The sequence below is a fragment of the Olsenella sp. Marseille-QA0557 genome (genome assembly GCF_965119725.1).
In the GTDB taxonomy this organism is placed as follows: domain Bacteria; phylum Actinomycetota; class Coriobacteriia; order Coriobacteriales; family Atopobiaceae; genus Coprovicinus; species Coprovicinus avistercoris.
The window spans coordinates 302,781-323,017 of sequence record NZ_CBCPMI010000001.1 but is presented as its reverse complement, the minus strand read 5'-3'; the positions used below and the strand labels follow the sequence as shown (position 1 = coordinate 323,017).

At 52.0% G+C, this 20,237-nt stretch carries 18 protein-coding genes; 10 read left to right on the top strand and 8 right to left on the bottom strand.

The window, feature by feature from the left end; translation table 11 throughout:
• Positions 1-2: 2 nt before the first annotated feature.
• Entirely contained in the window at positions 3-764 is a 762-nt protein-coding gene (locus ACQY6Y_RS01475) for an SDR family NAD(P)-dependent oxidoreductase (RefSeq protein WP_428378533.1), read from the top strand.
• A gap of 125 nt (positions 765-889) precedes the next feature.
• Here ACQY6Y_RS01475 and ACQY6Y_RS01470 read toward each other — a convergent pair whose 3' ends face one another.
• The 8 genes from ACQY6Y_RS01470 to ACQY6Y_RS01435 form a co-directional block, all read right to left on the bottom strand.
• Complete coding sequence (locus tag ACQY6Y_RS01470; protein WP_428378532.1) at positions 890-2,341, bottom strand: APC family permease; 1,452 nt, start codon at positions 2,339-2,341, stop codon at positions 890-892.
• Positions 2,342-2,516: 175 nt separating this feature from the next.
• Positions 2,517-4,055, bottom strand: coding sequence for an amidohydrolase (locus tag ACQY6Y_RS01465; RefSeq protein WP_428378531.1), 1,539 nt, complete (start codon positions 4,053-4,055; stop codon positions 2,517-2,519).
• A gap of 42 nt (positions 4,056-4,097) precedes the next feature.
• Complete coding sequence (locus ACQY6Y_RS01460; RefSeq protein ID WP_428378530.1) at positions 4,098-5,039, bottom strand: ribokinase; 942 nt, start codon at positions 5,037-5,039, stop codon at positions 4,098-4,100.
• Between the two features lie 3 nt (positions 5,040-5,042).
• Complete coding sequence (locus ACQY6Y_RS01455) at positions 5,043-5,939, bottom strand: 6-phosphogluconolactonase (RefSeq protein WP_428378529.1); 897 nt, start codon at positions 5,937-5,939, stop codon at positions 5,043-5,045.
• A 205-nt stretch (positions 5,940-6,144) separates the two neighbouring features.
• Positions 6,145-7,572, bottom strand: coding sequence for an amino acid permease (locus tag ACQY6Y_RS01450; protein WP_428378528.1), 1,428 nt, complete (start codon positions 7,570-7,572; stop codon positions 6,145-6,147).
• A gap of 235 nt (positions 7,573-7,807) precedes the next feature.
• Entirely contained in the window at positions 7,808-8,899 is a 1,092-nt protein-coding gene (locus ACQY6Y_RS01445; RefSeq protein ID WP_428378527.1) for an SIS domain-containing protein, read from the bottom strand.
• A gap of 44 nt (positions 8,900-8,943) precedes the next feature.
• Positions 8,944-9,870 (bottom strand): ROK family protein, encoded by a 927-nt coding sequence (locus ACQY6Y_RS01440; protein ID WP_428378526.1) that lies wholly within the window; start codon positions 9,868-9,870, stop codon positions 8,944-8,946.
• On the bottom strand, positions 9,867-10,952 hold the full coding sequence (locus tag ACQY6Y_RS01435) for an SIS domain-containing protein (protein WP_428378525.1): 1,086 nt from the start codon (positions 10,950-10,952) through the stop codon (positions 9,867-9,869). Before ACQY6Y_RS01435 ends, ACQY6Y_RS01440 begins: the two co-directional genes overlap by 4 nt.
• 233 nt (positions 10,953-11,185) lie before the next feature.
• Here ACQY6Y_RS01435 and ACQY6Y_RS01430 point away from each other — a divergent pair, with 233 nt between their 5' ends.
• The 9 genes from ACQY6Y_RS01430 (at position 11,186) to ACQY6Y_RS01390 (ending at position 20,148) form a co-directional block, all read left to right on the top strand.
• Complete coding sequence (locus tag ACQY6Y_RS01430; protein WP_428378524.1) at positions 11,186-12,289, top strand: SIS domain-containing protein; 1,104 nt, start codon at positions 11,186-11,188, stop codon at positions 12,287-12,289.
• A gap of 9 nt (positions 12,290-12,298) precedes the next feature.
• The gene (locus tag ACQY6Y_RS01425) at positions 12,299-13,726 is read left to right on the top strand and encodes an ROK family protein (protein ID WP_428378523.1); all 1,428 of its coding nucleotides are present in this window, start codon (positions 12,299-12,301) and stop codon (positions 13,724-13,726) included.
• A gap of 270 nt (positions 13,727-13,996) precedes the next feature.
• On the top strand, positions 13,997-14,953 hold the full coding sequence (locus tag ACQY6Y_RS01420; RefSeq protein WP_428378522.1) for a dihydrodipicolinate synthase family protein: 957 nt from the start codon (positions 13,997-13,999) through the stop codon (positions 14,951-14,953).
• Positions 14,954-14,996: 43 nt separating this feature from the next.
• Complete coding sequence (locus ACQY6Y_RS01415; protein WP_428378521.1) at positions 14,997-16,091, top strand: hypothetical protein; 1,095 nt, start codon at positions 14,997-14,999, stop codon at positions 16,089-16,091.
• Positions 16,092-16,129: 38 nt separating this feature from the next.
• Positions 16,130-16,966 carry a TIM barrel protein gene (locus ACQY6Y_RS01410; RefSeq protein ID WP_428378520.1) on the top strand — a complete coding sequence of 279 codons (837 nt, stop codon included), beginning with the start codon at positions 16,130-16,132 and terminating at the stop codon, positions 16,964-16,966.
• A 14-nt stretch (positions 16,967-16,980) separates the two neighbouring features.
• Positions 16,981-17,940, top strand: a complete 960-nt coding sequence (locus tag ACQY6Y_RS01405) for a PfkB family carbohydrate kinase (protein WP_428378519.1) — start codon at positions 16,981-16,983, stop codon at positions 17,938-17,940.
• A 640-nt stretch (positions 17,941-18,580) separates the two neighbouring features.
• Positions 18,581-19,492 carry an ester cyclase gene (locus ACQY6Y_RS01400; protein ID WP_428378518.1) on the top strand — a complete coding sequence of 304 codons (912 nt, stop codon included), beginning with the start codon at positions 18,581-18,583 and terminating at the stop codon, positions 19,490-19,492.
• A gap of 284 nt (positions 19,493-19,776) precedes the next feature.
• A complete protein-coding gene (locus ACQY6Y_RS01395) occupies positions 19,777-19,851 on the top strand; it encodes a hypothetical protein (protein WP_428379935.1) in 75 nt (24 codons plus the stop codon).
• 81 nt (positions 19,852-19,932) lie between these two features.
• Positions 19,933-20,148 carry a hypothetical protein gene (locus tag ACQY6Y_RS01390; protein ID WP_428378517.1) on the top strand — a complete coding sequence of 72 codons (216 nt, stop codon included), beginning with the start codon at positions 19,933-19,935 and terminating at the stop codon, positions 20,146-20,148.
• Positions 20,149-20,237: the final 89 nt, after the last annotated feature.

Here is a 20,237-nt window from a genome sequence, read left to right as displayed (position 1 = left end):
TTATGGCACGGACAGCACTGGTAACTGGTTATTTGAACGGAATGGGAAAGGGAACGTACGAATCGCTTAAAGCACGCGGTTATGACGTTATCGGCTGGGATTACGCTGACGATCCCGCAATGGCAGTAGATGTCAGTTCTGTTGAGAGTGTTCGGGCTGGTATTGAGCGCTTTCCTGAGGGCACCAAGCTCGATGCAGTAGCTTTGTGCGCAGGTGTTTGGAGCGAGGCTCCGTTCATGCAGACGAGCTTTGAAGAGTTCCATCGCCTGGTTGAGATCGATCTTTTCGGCATGTTCAATTGTGTACAGCAGCTCGTTCCTCATATGAATGAGCATGGAGCTTTCTGCTGCATTTCGAGCGCTTCTGGCCAGCGCGGTGTGGCCTTTGAGAGCGCCTACAGCGCAGCCAAGTTTGGCATTTGCGGCTTTGTTGAGGCAGTCGCACGTGAGATCGCAGCAGCCCCCAGGCGCCTGCGCATCAACGCTGTTTGCCCGTTCTATGTAAAGAGCAAGATGACCACCGACGCTCTTATCGAGAAGGAGCGCCTGACAGGTATTACGGTTGAGGAAAGCTATGCTCTCGAAGCTCGCGACGTGCCTCTGGGCTATGTAGCAGATCCTTCCGATATCGGCGACTTCATTGCTGCTCTGCTCGGACCTGAGAGCCGTTATGTAACCGGTGCTTGCATTCCTATTTCTGGTGGTACGCACTGCGGTTATGGCAACCCGCTGTCTTCGTATGACACCGAAGAGTCTTACGACTAATTACTAGGTGGTAAAACCACTTATTTCGTTATTCAACGTTTAAGACTGGCCAAGAACATCGAGATTCTCGGCCAGTCTTTTTGTGACAAGAAAACAGTGTGAAGAGCTTTAAGCATCCGATGGTATTATGCGTGCATGCTCCGCGTGTGATTGTGCCAGAGATACAGCGTTGCGAGTATCACAAAATACAGCACTATAAAGGGCCATCTGCCAGGCTGTAAAAGCGAAGATCCTCCAACGAATAGCGAACCAAGTATTGCGAGAGCAGGCGCTATCCATCCACGGAAGACGCCTGTGCTTCCAGAGCGCCCAAAACTAAAAGCTCTTACGTAGAGCAGGATGAGTGCGAGCATATTGAAGGCAACAGCTATTTCTGAAACATCCCCGTTTGGCAAAAGGTTGAGCATCTGAGTGATGCAGTGAAGCAATGAGGCAGCTAATAACAGAATAAGAGCTACAGCGCTGCTTGCAAGAGAGATGGACTTTCCAGAGGTTGCAGCATGGGCAGCTGAAGAGCGAAGCAATGCCTGAGAAAAAGGAATGTCATCTTTGAGTGCAAGAGCGTGGGGCATACGCAACAAGGCAAGCAAAACGCCGTTTGCAGAGCCCATAACAGAGACAAGAGCCACCGCATTTGGAATGGTGGCTGCCTGTTTACCAAACAGCCGGACAAACACTAACGAAAGAGATTCATCGCCGGCAGCAATAACCTGTTGAGGTCCGAGAAAAGCAGAGATACCAACAAAATATGCCAGATAAAGAACGAGTATAAGAAGTGGTGCTACGGTGAGCGCAAGAGGAAGATTGCGCTTAGAATTACGCAGTTCAGGGGCGATGGATGCTGCTGGGGACCAGCCGTCAAAAGAGAAGGCAATAGGGGCAGCAGCAGCAAGCCAAGCAAAACTGCTTCCTTGCTCTGCGATAGTGCTTCCTTCCCCTTGAAGCACTGCAGGATTGCCAAAAACAATGCCAAGAATACCCACGGCAATGAGCGGAGTAACTTTGAGAAGGGTTGAGGCGTTTTGGAGCCAGCCAGAAAAACGTGGCCATGCCATATTCCAACCTATGCAGAGCACCATAAAAATGATGCCAACAAGTTCTTGGGTGATGAAATCATTACCCCAACCGAAGGTCATACAGGCGTATACGCTAACAACCCAACAGAGGATAGCGCCAATAGATGGCAAATAAATAATTGAGAAAGCCCAGGAAAACAGACGTGCAATAGGAGAGGGAAGAAAGTCTCTCGCATAGGCAATAACACCACCTGCTGCATCGCCGCGCTCAGCATAAAGCGATAGGCTCAGTCCACCAAAAATAATGGTGACAGAAGCGATGCAGAACATAGCAACGCCTAATGGCACACTACCATGTGTAGCAACAAGCACATTATCGGCTTTGAAATAAATGCCTGAACCAATGCAGATGCCCATAATCATGCAAAGTGCAGTGAGAAGTGAGTAACGCTTAGGTGGATTTGCAGGCGTTTGCAATGTGGTTGGATGTGATTCCGTAGATGTGCATGCAAACTCAACACGATCGTCGCGAGAGGAACGGTCGTTATTTGCATGGGTCATAAAAACCTCCGAGCGGGGAGAAATACGTGGAGCACTAATCTTTCAGTTTACCGGTATCTTACGTGTTCCATACAAAAGCGCTGAGCAATACACAAACATGACGTTTTACATGCCGCGTTAGACAAAAAAGCGAGGTCCCTTGCGAGACCTCGCTTGATCACAGCCTGTGATCTTTTTACTTTGTGGCGTCAAATACGATCTTGCCATCAATCATGGTAAGAACGCACTTGCCATCGCGTGCATCCTTGGGATCAATTGCGAGGAAGTTGGTATCAAAGACGGCAATATCAGCAAGTTTGCCGGCTTCCAAGGTACCAAGAACATCGCACTGCTCGAGGTCATAGGCGCCACCTGCGCACCAAGCGCGAATGAGCTCGCCCGGTGTAATCATGTTCTGTGTATTCCAGGGTTCTCCACCCTCGGGGAAATAGCCACCGCATGCGCTGTAAACGCCGGTGCCAAGGTCATCGACGGTCATGGGGAGGTCGGTGCCACAGCCAACGACAACACCGCTATCGATCATCTTGCGACGATTCCAGTAGTGCGTGCCGCGCTCAGCACCAATTTTCTCGTTGACCATTGCAATCTTGCCTTCACGATCGGCAATAGATTGAATGAGCGGGTAGACCTCAGCGACAACGCCAAGCTTGCCCATGCGCTCAAGATCAACGGGGTCGGCGCCCTCAAGGTCGGTCATTGCTTGACGCAGAACAACCTTGCCGTCCTCGTCGCGCTGGCACTTCTCAAAGATGTCGAGGGCATGTGCGACTGCGCCGTCGCCCTGGCAGTGCAGAGAGAAGCGCAGACCGGCAGCATCAGCTTCAAGAACCTGGCGCTCATGCTCTGCCCAGTCAATATCCATAGTGCAGCATGTATCTGCATCCAGATAGGGCTCCTTCATTTCACCTTCATGCTGTGAAATGGAGCCATCGGTCATCTGGTTAAAGCCAGAGAAGCTAATAAAGGGATCGTCAGCAAAACGATCGCGTGTGGCGGTGCCATATGCGATATTGGCGGGCTCTCCAACAGGCTGGCTCATAAGGTTAACGCGCAGGGTAAGCTCGCCAGCATCCTCGAGTTCCTTTACGGCATCGACAAACCAATAATCGTCGTAGCCCATCTCCTTGGTGGAAGTGACGCCATAGGAGTTCATCATTGCTTCGTACTCGCGATACATGGGTACGGAGAACTCGGTATCGGTGATAACTGCTTTGAGGAGCTTATAAGCCTTCTCGCTCCAGCAAGCTGCAGGCGTAAAGCCAAACTTTGTTTCGGCAGCGGTGTTCATAGCCATGCCATCAGCCCACTGACCAACAAAAACAGCCGGAACGTCGCCAAATGCTTCGTCAAGAATCGCTTCGTCTACAGGAAGCATCTCGAGGGGGAAGTCGTGACCAATTGCAAGTTCGGGCTTAGCGGTGGCGCGAACGCGCTCGATAGCCTCATCTACGCTTGTGACACCAGACAGGTCGGTACCAGCGCGCTGGAGCAACCAGCCATTAAAGAAGCAGTGAACATCGGTGAGACCTGGTGTTACGAGCTTATCACCAAGTTCCAGTACGCGAGTATTGTCGCCTACATACTCAGCGCCATCGCCTTCGCCTACAGCAATGATCTTGTTACCAGCAACGGCAACAAAACCTGGATGAGCCTCTGTTGTAGTTGCATCAAAGATGTTTTCCGAGCGAAGAATGTAATCTGCCATCTCTGCCATGTTGATTCCAATCTCTTGCCCTTTGATACGCCTGACTACTACTTATTCATCAAGCGTGCTGATAAATGCCTCAACCTCTTCACGCGGACGATAGGCCGGAATGGTCCCATCGATGGTGACTGAGAGAGCGGCATACTTGCTTGCCCAGGTCATAGCCTCTTCAAGGGATTTGCCCCAGACGAGACCTGCAACGGTGGAAGCCATGAAGCCGTCACCAGCGCCAGCAGTGTTTACAACCTTGTCCACGTGGGTGGGGGCTACCGTAATAAATTCTCCGTCGGCAGTGAGTGCGCAGGAGCCCTCATCGCCGAGTGTCATAACAACACAGCCAACGTGATAAGTATCAATAACGCGCTGTGCAAGGGCCTTATGGTCAATCTCTGCGTCGGGATCAACGCCCTCGATATAGCGGCCCTCAACCTCGTTGATGAAGAGGTAATCCACATAGGAAAGGTCTCCCATAGGCTCTTCAGGCAGCGGGCTCGGATTGAGTGCGACCGTCATGCCAAGCTCTTTAGCGTGACGTGCTCCTGCCAGCGAAACTGCCATGGGTACCTCAAAGCCGGTTACAAAGTAACAGCTGCCTGCCATAGCGTCGAGAGCGTCAATAACTTCCTGCTCAGTGAGCATGACGCTGGAAGAATCGCCATCGATAATGGTGTTCTGGCCATCTGGGCCAATAAGGATAAGGCCGGTGCCAGTGGCAACTTCATCAGTGCGATACAGATAGGTGGTATCTGCTCCAGCCTCGCGCATCCAGCGCTCTCCGAGGTCGCCCCAAGGGTCATTGCCGACCTTGCCGATATAGGCAACATCAAGTCCCAAACGTCCCAGAGCAACAGCAACATTGGAACCCTTGCCGCCGTCTTCGGCGATATGCCATTTCTTTACAGGAAGCGTTTCTCCCCAAACAGGCATATGGTCACAGTAGGCATACTGGCCTACGCCGTGGCTGTTCAGTACGATGACGTCCTTTGCCGACATGGTTTACCAGCCCTTCTGATCGTGAGACATCGGATGATCGATGGTGTATTCAGTGGTGTAAAGCGTTACATCGGGGATGTACTTCGGAAGAATGGTAACGGGGTACTCTGTGGTGGGATCGCTGAAGAGAAGAACGCGGCAAACAGTCTTCTTCCAGTCGCCGGTAGCTACCATGTAGACGGCACGCTTAGCGGAGCAAATAATATGGAAACCAATGGTCAGACCCATAGGAGGAACGCGGTCAAGGCAGGTGCCAAATGAGCGCTCAGCCATGGCAACCATGGTGTCAGAGTTGATAACAACAACGCGCGTGCGAGAATCGGCATACTCTTCAACGGTGGGACGATAGCAGAAGTTGCGCGGCTCTTCATCAAAAGCAACGAGGCCAGTGGCGCCAATGCCTGCCCAGACCGTGTCAACGCCGCCCAGCTCGTCGCACATGCGATCGGCGTAGTCCAGATCGGACATACGAGGCCAAATACGATGATCCTCAGGAGGACGAAGCTCCTCATCAATGCGGTTGTAGAAGCAAGCGAGCATGGTGCCCTCAAGGCTCTCATAGGTATCGGCTACCGGGTAAGGGCGGCTCTGCCAATCGAGGAATTCGTCCATGTGGAAGACCCAGAGGTTCTTGCAGTCAATGCGCTCCTCATTAACGCGACGAATGAAGGTGTCGTACTCATCGCATGGTCCAGCAGGGAGAACCCACTTTGTGGGAAGGCCCTGAGCGTTGTGCTCCTTAACCTCATCGGCCATAAGATTGCCGATTTCTTCCATCATCTCAGCGCGGTCCTTGCGCACAGCAAGCTTGCACTTAAGATCGTCGCGATCCTCAAGCTCCTGCCAGGGGATAGAGCACCACTCATAAATTTCTGAAGTGGTAAGTCGGTTCATTAACATTGCAATACCTTCTTTCATGGTTGATGAAACAGCATCGTACGACCAGAGAAGAAACTAAAAGTTGGCAACATGCCATGATCAAATACATGTGAAGGATGTCAAAAGCACCCAATCAATCATAAGAAAACCGCCCGACGTCGAAAGCTATACGACGCCGGGCGGCACGTGACGGGCAGGACGCTAGAAGCCGTCGTGCGTGAGGTTTTTAGTTAGCCACACGCTCGCTGATCTCGGCGTTACGGCGCTCCTCAGCTGCCTGGATGATGTCAGCGTTGACCTTCCTCCAGTGGAAGAAGAACGGTACAGCGGAGACGACGATGAGGATGCCGGCCGTGATCGGGTTGAAGCTGAACAGCGGGGTCTCGCCGGAGATGAGGCCAGAGAGGCTGTCAGACATGAGGATCAGGGACGGAACGATGGCGAGAACTGCCATGACCGGGCCACCAGGAGCCTTGAAGGTCGGATGGTAGTTGGCCTTCTTCTGCAGTGGGAACCAAGCGCAGAACAGGAGCGCATTGCGGAGCAGGCAGATGAAGGTGAACAGGCTCAGCAGGTCCTGAATGGAGGAAGCCCAAACGAGGATGAGAGCGAAGCCGGACTGCCAAAGCATCGAAATGACAGGAGAGTCATACTTGGGGTCAATCTTGCCCCAGGAACGCCACCAGTAGCCTTCCTGAGCAGCCTTCATCTCGCCGCGTGCCTGGAACATGATGAGCGAGGAGAGAGAGCCGGTTACGACGATAACGGCAAGAACAGCAGCGATGTCGCCAGCCATGGTGCCAAGGCCAGGAATGTGGGAGAAGGCCTCAGCGACGGAAGCATCGGAAGCTGCGAGGGTGGAGATATCAACCAAACCAACGGAAGCGGTGGAAAGGCCGGTGTAGAGCAGCGTTACAACGAGAACGCAGCCGATAAGAGCAATGGGCATGTTCTTCTCGGGGTTCTTGATTTCGCCGCCCATGGTGACGGAGGTCTGCATGCCGTCGTAGCTCCAGGTGGTGGCAGCAATGCCAGCAATAAGAGCGGTTACGGGGCTTGCAGCAGAGCCCTCAACAGCAGGGGCAGAGAAGTTGGCACCATTGACGAAGAACAGACCAACAAGAACCAGGATCAGGAACGGTGCGATCTTAACGGCAGTAATGAACGACTGCCACTTGGCGCCTGCGTGCTTGTGGCACATGTGCAGCCAGGTGAAGAAGACGATCAGGATGCAGCCAACAATGTGAACCGTAAGATCGGTCCAGCCAGTGAAGTAGGCAAGATAGTTGGCAAGCGTAAGAGTCATCGTGGCGATGCCGACGGGGTCAGTTGCCCACCAGCATGACCAGATGAAGAACATTGCCATGAATGGCCAGCCGGCCTCACGGAAGTAAACGAACTGTCCGCCGTCCTCAGAATATGCTGTGGAATACTCAGCATAAATAAGGTTCTGCGGAATCATAATGAGACCACCGATGAGGAACGCCAAGATGGTAAAGAGTGGCGTTCCGGCGGCTGCGGCTACACCTCCGACGGAGGTGAAGATGCCGGAACCGACGGTGGTTCCGACGCCGAGTGCGATGGCGGTGCCAAGACCAAGGTGGCGTTCAAGTTGGCCTTCCTGCGGCGCCGTCGTTGCCGGAGTATCGGACATGTTCTCCCCTTTCCATACAACGTGTGGTTCTGCTTGCGTGGTGCCCCGCGGACGTGGTCCCCTGCCTGGAATACGTGTTCGAGTGGCACCAAAACCAATGAAACTGAAGATTACAGTAATGGATTAAAACACCACTTAACTTATCTAATCGGTGAAAGGTATCCTGTGGAAACCTGAAAATTGGTATACATTTATGTGAAAAGAACGTGTAACTGCTGTTAAGAATATGTGGAGACTACAAAACTTCTTTGTCAACGTAGTTTTCACTCTTTCCGCTCAGCGCAGCATCAAACTTTGCGACAAGTGGATGTTTGTGCCAGAGGTGTTTATCTTCCGTCAGTTGCCATGCGCTTATTTGGAAAAATGGCAGCACTGCAGCGGGTGACAAGAGAGAGTCGCCGCAAGGATCTATCAAGAGATCCGGCTGCTCTGCGCCTGCATCATCGGTCAGCCAAAACACGCGATCGGTAACGAGTCGAGTTGCATCAACCAATTGACGGCACCTTTCGTGGTCGCGTATGCCTATCGACATAAAGAAGATGGTGTATTCGGGAGAAATTTGCAGATTGGGCCCATGGAGATATTCCTCGAGCTCAAAGCCAACTGCCGGGATTTGGAGCGTTTCTCCGTATTTAAGAGCGCCTTCACAGGCAACACCATAGTTTGCCCCGGCGCCTACCAACATCACACGCTCCATTGAGGAGAGTTCCTTATAACGCGCGTCAATGATGGCGGGAACTTGTATAGTGGCTTGTTCAAAACGGGTGATAATTTGCTCTAGCTTGGCATACTCGGCTTCAACACCGGCCTCATCCAGACGTCCTTCTCGCTGTGCAACGCCAATGCCAAAGAGTGCCAAGAAAAAGGCAAATGAGGTAACGCCTTTTGTGACGTAACCAACAAGCTCTTCACCTACGCCGTAATCAACGAGAATGTCTGCGGCATCTTTGAAGTCACTTGAAGGATCGCCGGTGAGTCCAATAGCTGGACGCCCGGCAGCACGAATGGTCTCTAAGGCAGCTAGTGCATTGGTTGAATAGCCACTCTGCGAAACAACAAAGCAGAACTCATCGTCGGGAAGTTCATGCTCATAGGCGCAAAACGTATAGGGCTCGGTGATAATAACTTCTCGCTGGAGCATATGGCGCAGATAATGACGGCCAACGAGCGATCCATTGCGGGAGCTTCCGCAGGCCACAATGCGTACACGGCGGTATGAACCAGCGCAAAATGCCTCTACAAGTGGAGCGGCAACATCGTTGGCAATTTGCGAGCGCAATACTTCGGGGGTTTGTTTAACGTAGTCGACCATGGTTGGACGAGACATAGAGCTCCTTCCATTGTGGAATAAAACCGTGCCTAAAATGTGTATTAGCTTGCGAAGAGTGAAGCAGCGCCAATAATGCCGGAGTCCTCTTTAAGCGTGGTGAGCAATACGTCGGTGTGTTGACCTTCGTATACCTCTGCAACCAATGCCTTCTGTATGTGCTCAATCCAAGGCCCAAGGGCGTGAGCTACGCCGCCTGCCAACACGATGGCGTCGGGACAATAGATGTAGACGTAGCTATTAAGGGCTCGACAAAGCATGGAGATATACCACTGCACGATCTCTTGAGCTTGTTTATCACCAGCTTGAGCACGCTGGAACAGCACTTCATTGGTGGCATTTTCTCCCAGCTTGTCATGCACCAGCTTGGCAAGTGAGGTGCCAGAGCAAGTGGATTCAAAGCAGCCTGTTTGTCCGCAATAGCAGGGCTCACTATCCAAGCAGGCAAACTCGTTGCCAGTTCGGACTAAGATATGGCCAGCTAAATGCATGGATGAGTCGGCACCAACAGGGCGTTTGTCTTCAACCAATCCAACACCAATGCCTGTGCCGAGGGTAAGAACAAGCACGCGGTGGTAAGGCGCTCCCACACCCGAAACTGCCTCTGCCAGGGCGATGAGTCGAGCATCGTTGTCTACACGGGCAGGCAGCTTGAGGCATTCGGATATTTTTGCCCCAAGTGGATAGCCATGCGTGAGGAACGGCACAAATGAAGACATGCCATCTATGGAGCCATCGGCAAACACATAGCTGCCAATAGAAACACCGACAGCATGAGGTTGGCCAACCTGTGCCGCCTGTTTTGATACGAGATCGGAAATAGTGGCGAAAAAGGCGGCTTCCTCACGGGGCGTGGGCGCGACATCCGAAGAAAGAACTTCATGGGTGGCTACGTTATATATTCCGCATTTAATGCGCGTACCACCAATATCGAGACCTACCACAAGGTTTTGATCTGTGGGTGTACTCATTGTACGATCCACCCCTCTTCAAAGAACATGCCGGGCTCAATGTTGTTGGCGATGGCACATTGATATGAGAGAAGCTGGAAGTACAGTGCCTGTACAAGCATCATATGTGCGCCATCAAGCTCCAAATCTGGAAGCTCAACATATACCGTGGCATCCATATCTGAGCCAGCGGGACCGATGTAGATGTTTTCGGGCTGTGCCTGTGTGATGTAGTTCCAGATCATGCGAGAACGGTCGTCTCCCAAAACATCAAGCAGCACGGGTACCGTCTTTGATTTTGTAATCTTTTGAGCGCGAATGAGCTCCATGGGACCGTGATAGAAATTATCGAGTGACATAACATTTGCTGGCACTTTGGCAGTTTCTTCCAGCCACAGCGATGCGCTGCGCATCATGTTGATGCCCTGTGCACGAGAGAGCATGTAGAAGCTATCGGCGCTGTCAAGGAAAGGAATCTGTTCTATAGCGCACAGCCAGTTCTTCTTGTTCTCTTCCATCCAATCAAAAGCAGCATGGAGGCGTGCAACGTAGGTGGGATCTGGCTCATCATGATCCATCATGTGAGCAACAAAAAGTCCGCAAAGTGCCATTGAGCTGTAGGCTTTGATGCAAACGATTTTGTCGTAGCTTGCTATGTCGTGCAGCATGACGGTGCAGTGCTGGCCCATGGTTGAGGTGGGGGTCATGGTAATAGCTACCGAGGTGTAACCATGCTCGGTGAGCCATACAGAAAAGTCAGCAACCTCACGACTTTCTCCAGAGCGCGACATCAGAATATAGAGTGCATGTTTGCTTACGCGCTCGGGATGGTGGATAAGCTCGGCGGTTTCTACCAGCGTGACATTGCGCATGCCGCGGTCGAGAAGTGCCTCGTACATAGGCATAAGCGAGTAGAGTGCACTGCCCATAGAAGTGAGAACAATCTCACTGGCCAAATTTGCAAGGCGTGCAACCTCTTTTACCGTTTCCAGGCGATCTGTCGTGAGATCGTTGAGTACGCGATGAAGCTCCTCGGGTTGCTGATAGATGTTTTCCAAAATGGGATTTATGGTTGCGTTGTCCTGTGTGGTTTCTTCTGCCATGGTGCCTCCGTTTGTCGTGGCCGTTATGCGTCTACGGGTATCCCTGAAACGCTCATCGGATTAACAATGGACATAACTTGTTTGGAAAGTACCATCAGTTCTGTGTCTCTGTCAAAAGAGCATGCTGAGCAAAATAATGCCTTTTACGTGCGCAAATGCTGTTTATGAGGCGTTTTTACTTAGCGGTATGGTAGGAGGCTTTCGCCGAACGGCAAGGCAAGAAAGGAAGGGTTATGTCTTATCCGGAAGCAATGGCACGTGAGATTGATCAGCAGTCTGAACTGCTACAAGAGCTTTGGGATACCGAGGAAGAGTGGACTAAACCGTTTGTAGAGTTGTGCAAAACGCATAACTTCAAGCGCCTGCTGTTTGTAGGTAATGGCTCACCATACTATGCCGGGTGTGCACTTCGTTTTGCAGCTGAGCACCTCTTGAAGGTAAATGCAGAATCTGTTCCAGCTGCTATTTTCAACAATCATGCAACTTTCGATGCTTCGGGCTCGATTGATCCATCCGAAATGCTGCTGGTATGTCCCGCAGAGACTGGCCATTCAAAAGGCCAGGTTGATGCAGCGCGCAAAGCACGGGCACTGGGCATTCCTGTGGTATGCACCACGCTTAACCCCACCGGCGTACTCGCCCGTGAGTGCGATGTAGTCTTAGCCAAGCCAGGCGGCCCAGAATATGCCGTTGCATCTACAAAGAATCAGACCATGGCGTTGTTCTTGGTGCTGTGCTGCTTTGTTGAGGGCGGCTATGCACAGGGCAACATTACCGAGGAAGAATATAAATCCCTGCGAGAGGCGCTTGCTGCAGTACCACAAAATGTTGGTCGTACCGTAGAGCTCTCCCGTGCATGGTTTGAGGCAAATGAGCAGCGCCTGATGAATGCGCCTGCATTTTTCCTTATTGGCTATGGTTCAAACTATGGCACCGTCCAGGAAGGTGCGCTCAAGTTTTACGAGACGCACGAGCGTCCGACCTATGCGTTTGAGCTCGAAGAGACACTGCATGGTCCCTTCCGTGCGCTTCACAGCGATGACGTCTGCCTCTTCTTGGCGGCAGAAGCTGGCGAGGAGCGCGATCGTATGCTGCGTCTGGCAGAGGCTGCAGAGCCTTACTGCAAGAATCGCGTGCTCATTCAGAATGAGAAGCTCGATGCTGTAGGGGATGCCCTGCCCATCGCAACAAGCGACGTTCCGTATGTCGACGTTATCGAGTACCTGATTCCGATGCAGGTGATTGCTGAGCGCATGAGCGACCGTTTGGGAATTGACCTTTCAGAGCCCAAGGTTGCTTCGCTTGATCCGGTTATGCTTCCGGCTTACGAGGATTAGGGGGTTGCTATGGCCGAAAAAAGTGTGGTTGCTGCAGAGAAAGAAATTCCTGCTGATGCAACGATTCTTACGGCCGATATTGGCGGCTCAAAGTTCATGGTTGGCTTTGTTTCAGCTGCTGGAGAAGTGCTTTGTGTTGAGCGTTATGAATGGCTTAACCCCACCGCCGAAGAAATTCTCGATAAGGTGGAATCGGCACTTCGTGCTCAGCTTGAAGCCCACCCCGATTTGGCAGCTCGCGTTATTGCAGGAGGCCTCACTATTCCAGGTCTTGCCGAGCCAGTAAAAGGTGTGTGGCTGGATTCAGATTTCCCACCCATTCGTGATCTGCATATTTGTGAGGAACTTTCTGAGCGACTTGGCATTCCATTTTATGGCGACAACGATGGAAACGCTTGTGTGTTGGCCGAGGGCTATTTTGGAAGTGCCCGCGGAGCAAGCGATTTTATCTATATAACCGTAAGCTCGGGTGTAGGTGGCGGCGCCTGTGTGGGCGGAGAGCTCTTCTATGGAGCTCACTGTGAATCAGGCGAAATTGGTCTGACCATCTGCGAGCAGGATGGACGTCCTTCTCGTTCTGGAAAACAGCATGGCCCACTTGAGATGTATTGCTGCACAGAGGGTATGTCTCAAACATTCATAGAGCTTGGCGGTCCCAGTGAGGTTGATGGGCACGCGCCTGGCGGAAAAGAAATTGCTGCCTGTGCAGAAAAGGGCAATGAGGCTGCTCTGCGCACAATTGAGCTGGAAGGCAAGCGTCTAGGTCGTGCCATTGCCTGTGCCGATGCGTTGTTGGCGCCTGAAGTGGTGGTGTTGGGCGGCGGTATTTCACTCATGCTCGACCGCTTTGCACCGGCGCTCGAGGCCGAGCTCAAGCGTATTCGCCCGCAGGGCGGTCCACGTGTAGTGGCAAGTGAGTTCGGTTATCAGGGCGCTTTCCTCGGCGCGGCGGCTTGTGGCCTGCGTGGAGCTCAGGGCTTCTCTCATCCTCTGGGTGCTGGCGACGACGATGCCTGTGCGCTTGTCATTACAAGAGATGATAAGAACCGCGTGCGCTGCGAGCTTATTGCCGATGACAAGCCGGTTGTGGGAGCTGATTGTGCTCGCGGTGGTGAATTGGGTGGCTACCTGGTTGCGCAGGGTGTCGATGATGAGGGAACCACGCTTGATGAGGTGTTTTCCGAGGTAGACATTGAAGCCCTTGTTGAATCTGCACAAGCCGGAGACGAGGATGCTGCGGCACGCCTTACAGCGCTTGGTGATACGCTCGGTCGTGCAGTTGCCTTTGCCAGCATGCTGTTTGATCCGGGTACTATTCGTGTTGGGAATGGCCTTAGCCTTGCCCGCGATTTTATTGAACAGCCCTTCGTTGAGGCTGTTGTGCGTGAGACATACTACCTTGCCGATACGATCCCTTACGTATTCACGTGGGAGTAAACGGCAAACCGTCCGTCTGTTTATAGGGCTGCGAAAATCTGCCGTCTGCCGCTAAACAGATGACGTTTGCACTTTTTGAACGACCGTCCGCCGCTGAGCCTCAGGCTGAGCGGCGGGTAGGTGTTAGCGTAAAGATTGGCACACAAAAGTTTTTAAGTTGTTTGTTTTGCACTTCCTCAGCAAGCCGGTGCCTGCCGTCCTGCCAGGAGGCACCACCAGATATGTGTATCGGAGCCTGAGCTGCCGATACTTCGAAGGAAAGGAAGCTCAATGAGCCACTTTATTACTGGTGTTGTTGTAGAAATTTGCACGCCTTTTGATGAGAAGGGCGAAATTGACTGGCAGTATCTGCGTGAGATGGTGCGCTGGCATGTGTCCTGTGGTGTAAGCGCTTTCTTTGTAAACGGCTATGCCGGTGAGTGCCATGAGCTCACCTTCGATGAGAAGCTGGCCGTCCTTAAAGCAGTGTATGAAGAGGTCCATGACGACGCTAAGATCATGGCATGCTCATTTGAGAATGACATCCGTGCAAACAAGCGCCTGATCGATGCCTACGAAGAGACTGGCATGGCAGACTGCTATTGCATCACCGCTCCGCCATTCTTCAAGTATTCTCAGGCTGCACTCTATGACTGGGCTGCCGAGCTTATCGATTATGCAAAGCGTCCGGTCTATATTTACAACTGCGTTGAGCAGTCGGTTCTTTTTGCCCCCGACACCCTGGCAAAGCTCGTGGAGAATCATCCCAACCTGCGTGGCTTCAAGGATGCTTCCACCAATGTTGTTAACTTCCAGCAGTGTGTACTGCGCATCGACCCCGAGAATTTTGACTTCCTCGGTGGCTGCGATGGCTTTGACGGCATCATGGTGCTTCTCGGCGCGGTCGGCTGCGTTTCATTCATGGCAGTCCCGTATCCGCGTGAGATGGTCGATATTGTCAACAAGGGTCTTGCAGGCGACTGGAAGGGTTGCATCGAGGCTCAGCAGAAAGTCCTGCGTATTCGCAACATCGTGAAGAAGACCCCCTTCAACGCTGGTTGGAACTGGGCTATGCGCTATGGCTTTGGCAAGGAGACCCGTTCCCGCATGGGCGAAAAGCAGGATTGGGTGCCCTACGAGGTAAAGCTTGAGCTCGATGAGCTTATGCGTGAGCTTGGCTACGAAGGCCAGGAGATTGAGCGCACTCCTCTGGATGACGAGATGGCCGGTATCACCGACTTCAGGTAATCCAGCTGCGGCAATTGCTGCACTACAGGAGAGGAGTAAGTTCATGGAATTTACCCGCGTGGCTGTTCGTCCAGATTTCTTTGCTGATCGTCCGCTTGATTTGGTTTCTTCAGGTGAGCTTTCTGCCCGTGCGTTTCGTTATGAGACGGGCGTAGCTGGCCTTGAGATCTCGAATAGCCGTTCGAGCATGGTGGTTCTTCCCTATATGGGTATGCAGGTTTGGTTTGTAACATTCGATGGCAAGGTGCTTTCCCAGAAGTCGATGTTCGAAATGCCGCAGGACACCACCAAGTTTGGTGATAATTACGGTGGCTTCCTCTACCACTGCGGCCTTAACAACATTAATGGCCCCGCTGACGGCGAAGCAGATTACCCCATGCATGATGTTCTTCCCTTTGCACGTTATCGCGATGTCTATGTAGGTGTGGGGGAGAATGAGTGCGGTCGCTATCTTGCAGTGGGTGGCACCTTCGTGTTCCGCAACAGCCAGGAGCTCCATTGGGCATACAGCCCTGAGCTGCGCCTTTATGAGGGCAAGGCAATGGTGGAAATGGTTGCCGATATTGAGAACCGCCGCACACATCCGTTGGAGTACCTGTGGATGTGCCATATGAATTGGCGCGGTCTTGATGGCTCGCATTTTGTACAGACCTGCCCAATTGACGATGAACACGTTCAGGTTGTTCCTACTGAGCTGGGCGATGACTCGCCGAGAGCTGTGGCTATTCGCGAGTTGAGTGAGCGCCTTGTGGCAGATCCATCGCTTGCCAATTCGCTTGATGAGACGCTGGCTACCGTGGATCCAGAGCTCTGCATTAACTATCGCTATCTCGCCGACGAGGATGGCTGGGCTCATGCTATGCAGGTTACCCCTGAAGGCGATGCTTGCTATGTAGGCTGGGATACCGCACGTGCACCGTATGCACTGCGTTGGTTCTGCCGTACTGGTGACGAAGATGGTGTTGGCATTGCACTTCCTTCGACGGGCACCTGCCACTCAACAACCTATCAGCGCGAGCATGGTCACTTTAATACCTTGGAGCCGGGTGGCCACGATCGTATGAACTGGTGGTTTGGACATCTTGATGCGGATGAGGCTTCCGCTATGGCAGCAAAGATTGAAAAGGTTCTTGCATAACTGAGTGTTGGAACGAGTTGCAACAACGGGAGGTTTTTATGTCAATGAAGGTCTCGCTTTTCTCTACAGGTTTTGAGAATTATCCTCTGGAGCACACATTTAGCATTGCTGCTGAGTGTGGCTATGATGGCGTAGATGTGGGTGGCTTCCGTCCCCATGCTTTCGCCCCTGATGTCTTGGGCGGCGTCAACGGTGGCGCAGAGGCAATTTTGGGCTATGTCCAGAAGTATCAGATGCCTATCGTAAGCTACGTACCTGCCAACATTGGTTATCCGTATAGCTTTACATTCCGTGAGCCTGAGCTCAACGAGATTAGCATGGAGTACTATCTCTCGACGCTGGACGCAGCAGCTGCTATTGAGGCTCCGCTGGTTATGTATGCCATCAACCCCATTGGCTTCGGTATTGATCGCGAGTATCTCAAGCGTCAGGTTGTTGAGGATCTCAAGCGTCTTTCCGATCGCGCTGCACAGCTCAATCAGAAGATCATTCTTGAGCCGGTTACACCGTTTGAGGGCAAGCTTTGCGTAAGCTCAGATGACTGCAAGTACTATCTCGATGAGGTCGATAATGACGCTCTGGAGATCTGCCTGGATCTCGCTGCGCCGTTTACCTGCGGTGAGCCCATTGCTGAGTACTGGGAGAAGATGCCCGGTAAGGTTCGTGAGATTCACTTTGTAGATTGCACCGCCGATTGCGAGGATCACCTTATTCCTGGCGATGGTGAGATGGATTGGCCGCGCATTGTGGACTACCTCAAGAGCGTTGAGTATGACGGCTATCTTGCTCTTGAGCTGTTCTCTCGTTATGGCAATGAGCCGGACTTCTCGGCACGTCGTGGCATCGAAGTTATTCGCGACATGATTAGCGACTAGGGGAGGAAGACACCATGGGTAAGAATGGACCGATTGACGTTATTGTTATGAACTCCCACGGCGTAGGCCAGGTGTGCTACGTGCATCGTCTTCCTCGCCGCGGTGAGACTATGGAAGCTTGGGACTGGCATGTTGAGGAAGATGGCGGCAAGGGTGCAACCGTTTCTGTTGCTATGGGTCGTCTTGGTGTGAGCGTTGGCTATATCGGCAAGGTGGGATATGACCCCTGGGGCGATATGGGCGACGAGTGGATGAGCGCTGCTGGCGTGGATACCACCTACATGTATCGTGACCATTCCGTTTCTACGGGCACCGGCCTTATCATGATCGACGATGATGGTCTCAACACCATTGTTGACGGCGACTCTGCGTGCAAGGCTTTGACGCATGAGGAAGTTCATGACGCTATTGAGGCAATGAAGGAAGCCAAGGTGTTTGTCACCGGCTTTGGCATGCCGTATAAGATCGCTCTTGATGGCGCCAAGATCGCCAAAGAAGAGTTTGGCATGACAACACTGTGCAATGCTTCACCACTGCCCAGTGAGCCCATGGGCGATCTCTCTTATCTGGACTTCCTGGTGGTAAACGATGTTGAGGCCCGTGTTCTGTGCGGTCTTCCCGAGGATTCCGATGAGGAGTGGGAGAAGATTTGCCGCCAGATCGTTGCTGATCATGGCTGCCATGGCGTCATTATGACCTGCGGCGATGAGGGTTCTGCCATTCTTGATGGTGACGAATTCTTTACCGTGGCTGCAACTCCGGTGAAGGCTATCTACACCATTGGTGCAGGCGATGGTTATTTGGCTGCTGTTGCTGCCAACCTTGCTTGGGGTAAGACCCTGCAGGAGGCTTGCGAGTGGGCAAGCAAGTATGCTGCATTCAAGGTCACGCGCGAGGGTACGATGACTACTCGTCCGGGCGAGGGCTATCCGTTTATGCCTGAGGTAGAGGAGTTCATGGCTGGTCTGGAGTAAGACGAGCTCTTAAGTGCTGGTTTGTAGGGCCACGGAGACCAAGGGGTTTCCGTGGCTCTTTTTGTTTGCGTGGCCTCTTGTGTGCAACCCCTTGCTGGAGTGGCTGTCTAACGGATTAAAGCTTATTCGTGAGAGTAGGCGGGTGCCTGTGTACGAGAGGTTTTACTGCCTCTTTATTTGGTTAGGTTTACACTTCAACTAAATCGGGCATGCTGCCGGCCTTGTCGCATTCGTGGGATAATGAGAACAAATAAAATCCGGATTCGACGACTACCTCAGGTTGCTAACTCTCAAACAACAACCGTGCCGTACGTAGTCCAGATCTTCTGGCTCATAACGAGCGATTCGAGACAACTCATTCCAATATGAGCTGCTTTTACTGTCGATAACAGTGAAATAGTAGCCTTGAGAAGAGAAGGGATCTGCCATGCATAGGCTTTTCCACGCCTGGCTTTCACTTAGGAGAGGCGGATGTACAGACAATTTGCAGCATCGGGGAAACAAAGTCAGAAACGCATGCTCAACTGAGCGGTCCGGCCTCTCCCTATCTGGCAAATTGCGCCTAGCGCTCGTACTCATTCTGTTCATTTTGTACATCGCAGAGGTGTTCCTTCTTCCGGATAGCAGATGCAGATCCTACGTGGAGTTTGTAACCTTCTTTTTTCTTTACGTTGCCCTGTTTTCTTTTCTTTGGTTTATACGCAAGACATTGCTTACAAAGATGGAGACTGGCGAGTACGACCAACATGCGGAGAATGTCGCGACGCTGCTTTTGGACAACGGCGTCTGTAGTCTCCAAGATTTTGATGCGGTGATAGCGTGGTGTGACGAGCTTATTGGTCAAAGGCAAGTGCGGCTAGATCGTTTCACAAGTGGCGTCACGGACGTCCTAACGTTCTGCCTTGGCATGTTTACCAATGCTGTACTCGGCCTCCCTGTGCTTGAAGTGTTGCAATTCACAATCGTCGTTGCGTTGGTCGTATTTGGCATTGCGGTCGCAGACGTTTCGGCGGTCTTTTTTCATATCGTCGATAACGTGATGCCAACATCCTTAACCACACTTCAACACTTCAAGGCCGACCTGCTGGAGTCGAAGCTTCAGTTTATGGAACTCGTACAACGTCGAGATAAGACTGAACCGGTAAGACGCTTCTATGAAGAAGTTGTCTCGAGAGGCGCCCTCAACATGATGAGGGAATGTGTCTCCGAATACCTTGTTGTCCGTGAAGGGGAAACCTTATGTCCAACAGGCATTTCCGGTATGCGCAACCACATCGAATCGTTGCGACATACGTATCCTGATCTCACCATCCACGTGCTCAAACAATACGTCGCGGACGAAACCGTGGTAAGCGAGGTCTCCATGTCAGGCACGTTCGAGTGTTCGTTTGCCGGAATTGATCCCGATGGTGAACGAATGGTCATCTATGCTGTGAATATCGACCGAGTGTCTGATGGACTTATCGTTGAGCATTCCGGGGCCGCCAACACGTTCGAGGCGATGCTCTCCCGCAATCTCATTCGAGGTACGCGCGACGGGGAACGGTCTTGATGGTCTTTCTACTCAATATCATCTGACTCGTTGTACGTCAGTCGTGCCAGTTAGTGCTGGTTGGGATGATGCTGACAGGTACTGAACTACAGCGAGAGTAGAGAATAAGCTTGCCTTCAGAGGGCGGATATATGCCAAAGTGCGCTATCAGCAGATTTTGACGCATGTAGGGCTGACCGGTTTTAGGAGTTCTCACTACATTGAATGTTATACGGCTATAGATGGAGTGTGCATTGCCTGATCAAGAATAAACGTTCTAATATCAGTAAGGTAGCAATGATGTCCTGAGTAAAGTTCCGGGCGTGAACCGTGTGGTTTACGACATTACTCCCAAGTCGCCTGTAACGATTGAGCGTTAGTGAAATTTGGTAATACAGCTCCCGATTTTGACCATACGGATGTAACGCGAGAAAAGGACCTCTCGGAAGGGAGGCCATTTCATGTATATAGAACGTGAAATAGAGCCAACGATTGATAGGATGCTGAAACAGGGCAAAGTGATGCTGGTGACAGGTATCCGCCAAGCCAGCAAGGCGACGGTCCTCAAGGAGCACCTGGGCGATTCGTTCGACTATATCTCGATGAAGAATCCCCATGACTACCTGCTTGCAAAGCAGGATTCTGCTCTGTTTTTCGAGTCAAAGATTTTCCCTTGACCATCGATGAGGTCAATGCGTGTCAGAGTTTTTCTCACCTATCAAATGAAGGCAATCTCAAATCAACACTGCTTATGTTGTATCAGAGT

What these genes read in the sequence shown, in the direction of transcription:
- ACQY6Y_RS01390 (WP_428378517.1), top strand. Translation starts at nt 19,933, where the DNA reads ATGTATATAGAACGTGAAATAGAGCCAACGATTGATAGGATGCTGAAA.
- ACQY6Y_RS01455 (WP_428378529.1), bottom strand. Translation starts at nt 5,939, where the DNA reads ATGTTAATGAACCGACTTACCACTTCAGAAATTTATGAGTGGTGCTCT.
- ACQY6Y_RS01415 (WP_428378521.1), top strand. Translation starts at nt 14,997, where the DNA reads ATGGAATTTACCCGCGTGGCTGTTCGTCCAGATTTCTTTGCTGATCGT.
- ACQY6Y_RS01405 (WP_428378519.1), top strand. Translation starts at nt 16,981, where the DNA reads ATGGGTAAGAATGGACCGATTGACGTTATTGTTATGAACTCCCACGGC.
- ACQY6Y_RS01410 (WP_428378520.1), top strand. Translation starts at nt 16,130, where the DNA reads ATGTCAATGAAGGTCTCGCTTTTCTCTACAGGTTTTGAGAATTATCCT.
- ACQY6Y_RS01430 (WP_428378524.1), top strand. Translation starts at nt 11,186, where the DNA reads ATGTCTTATCCGGAAGCAATGGCACGTGAGATTGATCAGCAGTCTGAA.
- ACQY6Y_RS01470 (WP_428378532.1), bottom strand. Translation starts at nt 2,341, where the DNA reads ATGACCCATGCAAATAACGACCGTTCCTCTCGCGACGATCGTGTTGAG.
- ACQY6Y_RS01450 (WP_428378528.1), bottom strand. Translation starts at nt 7,572, where the DNA reads ATGTCCGATACTCCGGCAACGACGGCGCCGCAGGAAGGCCAACTTGAA.
- ACQY6Y_RS01420 (WP_428378522.1), top strand. Translation starts at nt 13,997, where the DNA reads ATGAGCCACTTTATTACTGGTGTTGTTGTAGAAATTTGCACGCCTTTT.
- ACQY6Y_RS01435 (WP_428378525.1), bottom strand. Translation starts at nt 10,952, where the DNA reads ATGGCAGAAGAAACCACACAGGACAACGCAACCATAAATCCCATTTTG.
- ACQY6Y_RS01440 (WP_428378526.1), bottom strand. Translation starts at nt 9,870, where the DNA reads ATGAGTACACCCACAGATCAAAACCTTGTGGTAGGTCTCGATATTGGT.
- ACQY6Y_RS01475 (WP_428378533.1), top strand. Translation starts at nt 3, where the DNA reads ATGGCACGGACAGCACTGGTAACTGGTTATTTGAACGGAATGGGAAAG.
- ACQY6Y_RS01445 (WP_428378527.1), bottom strand. Translation starts at nt 8,899, where the DNA reads ATGTCTCGTCCAACCATGGTCGACTACGTTAAACAAACCCCCGAAGTA.
- ACQY6Y_RS01460 (WP_428378530.1), bottom strand. Translation starts at nt 5,039, where the DNA reads ATGTCGGCAAAGGACGTCATCGTACTGAACAGCCACGGCGTAGGCCAG.
- ACQY6Y_RS01425 (WP_428378523.1), top strand. Translation starts at nt 12,299, where the DNA reads ATGGCCGAAAAAAGTGTGGTTGCTGCAGAGAAAGAAATTCCTGCTGAT.
- ACQY6Y_RS01465 (WP_428378531.1), bottom strand. Translation starts at nt 4,055, where the DNA reads ATGGCAGAGATGGCAGATTACATTCTTCGCTCGGAAAACATCTTTGAT.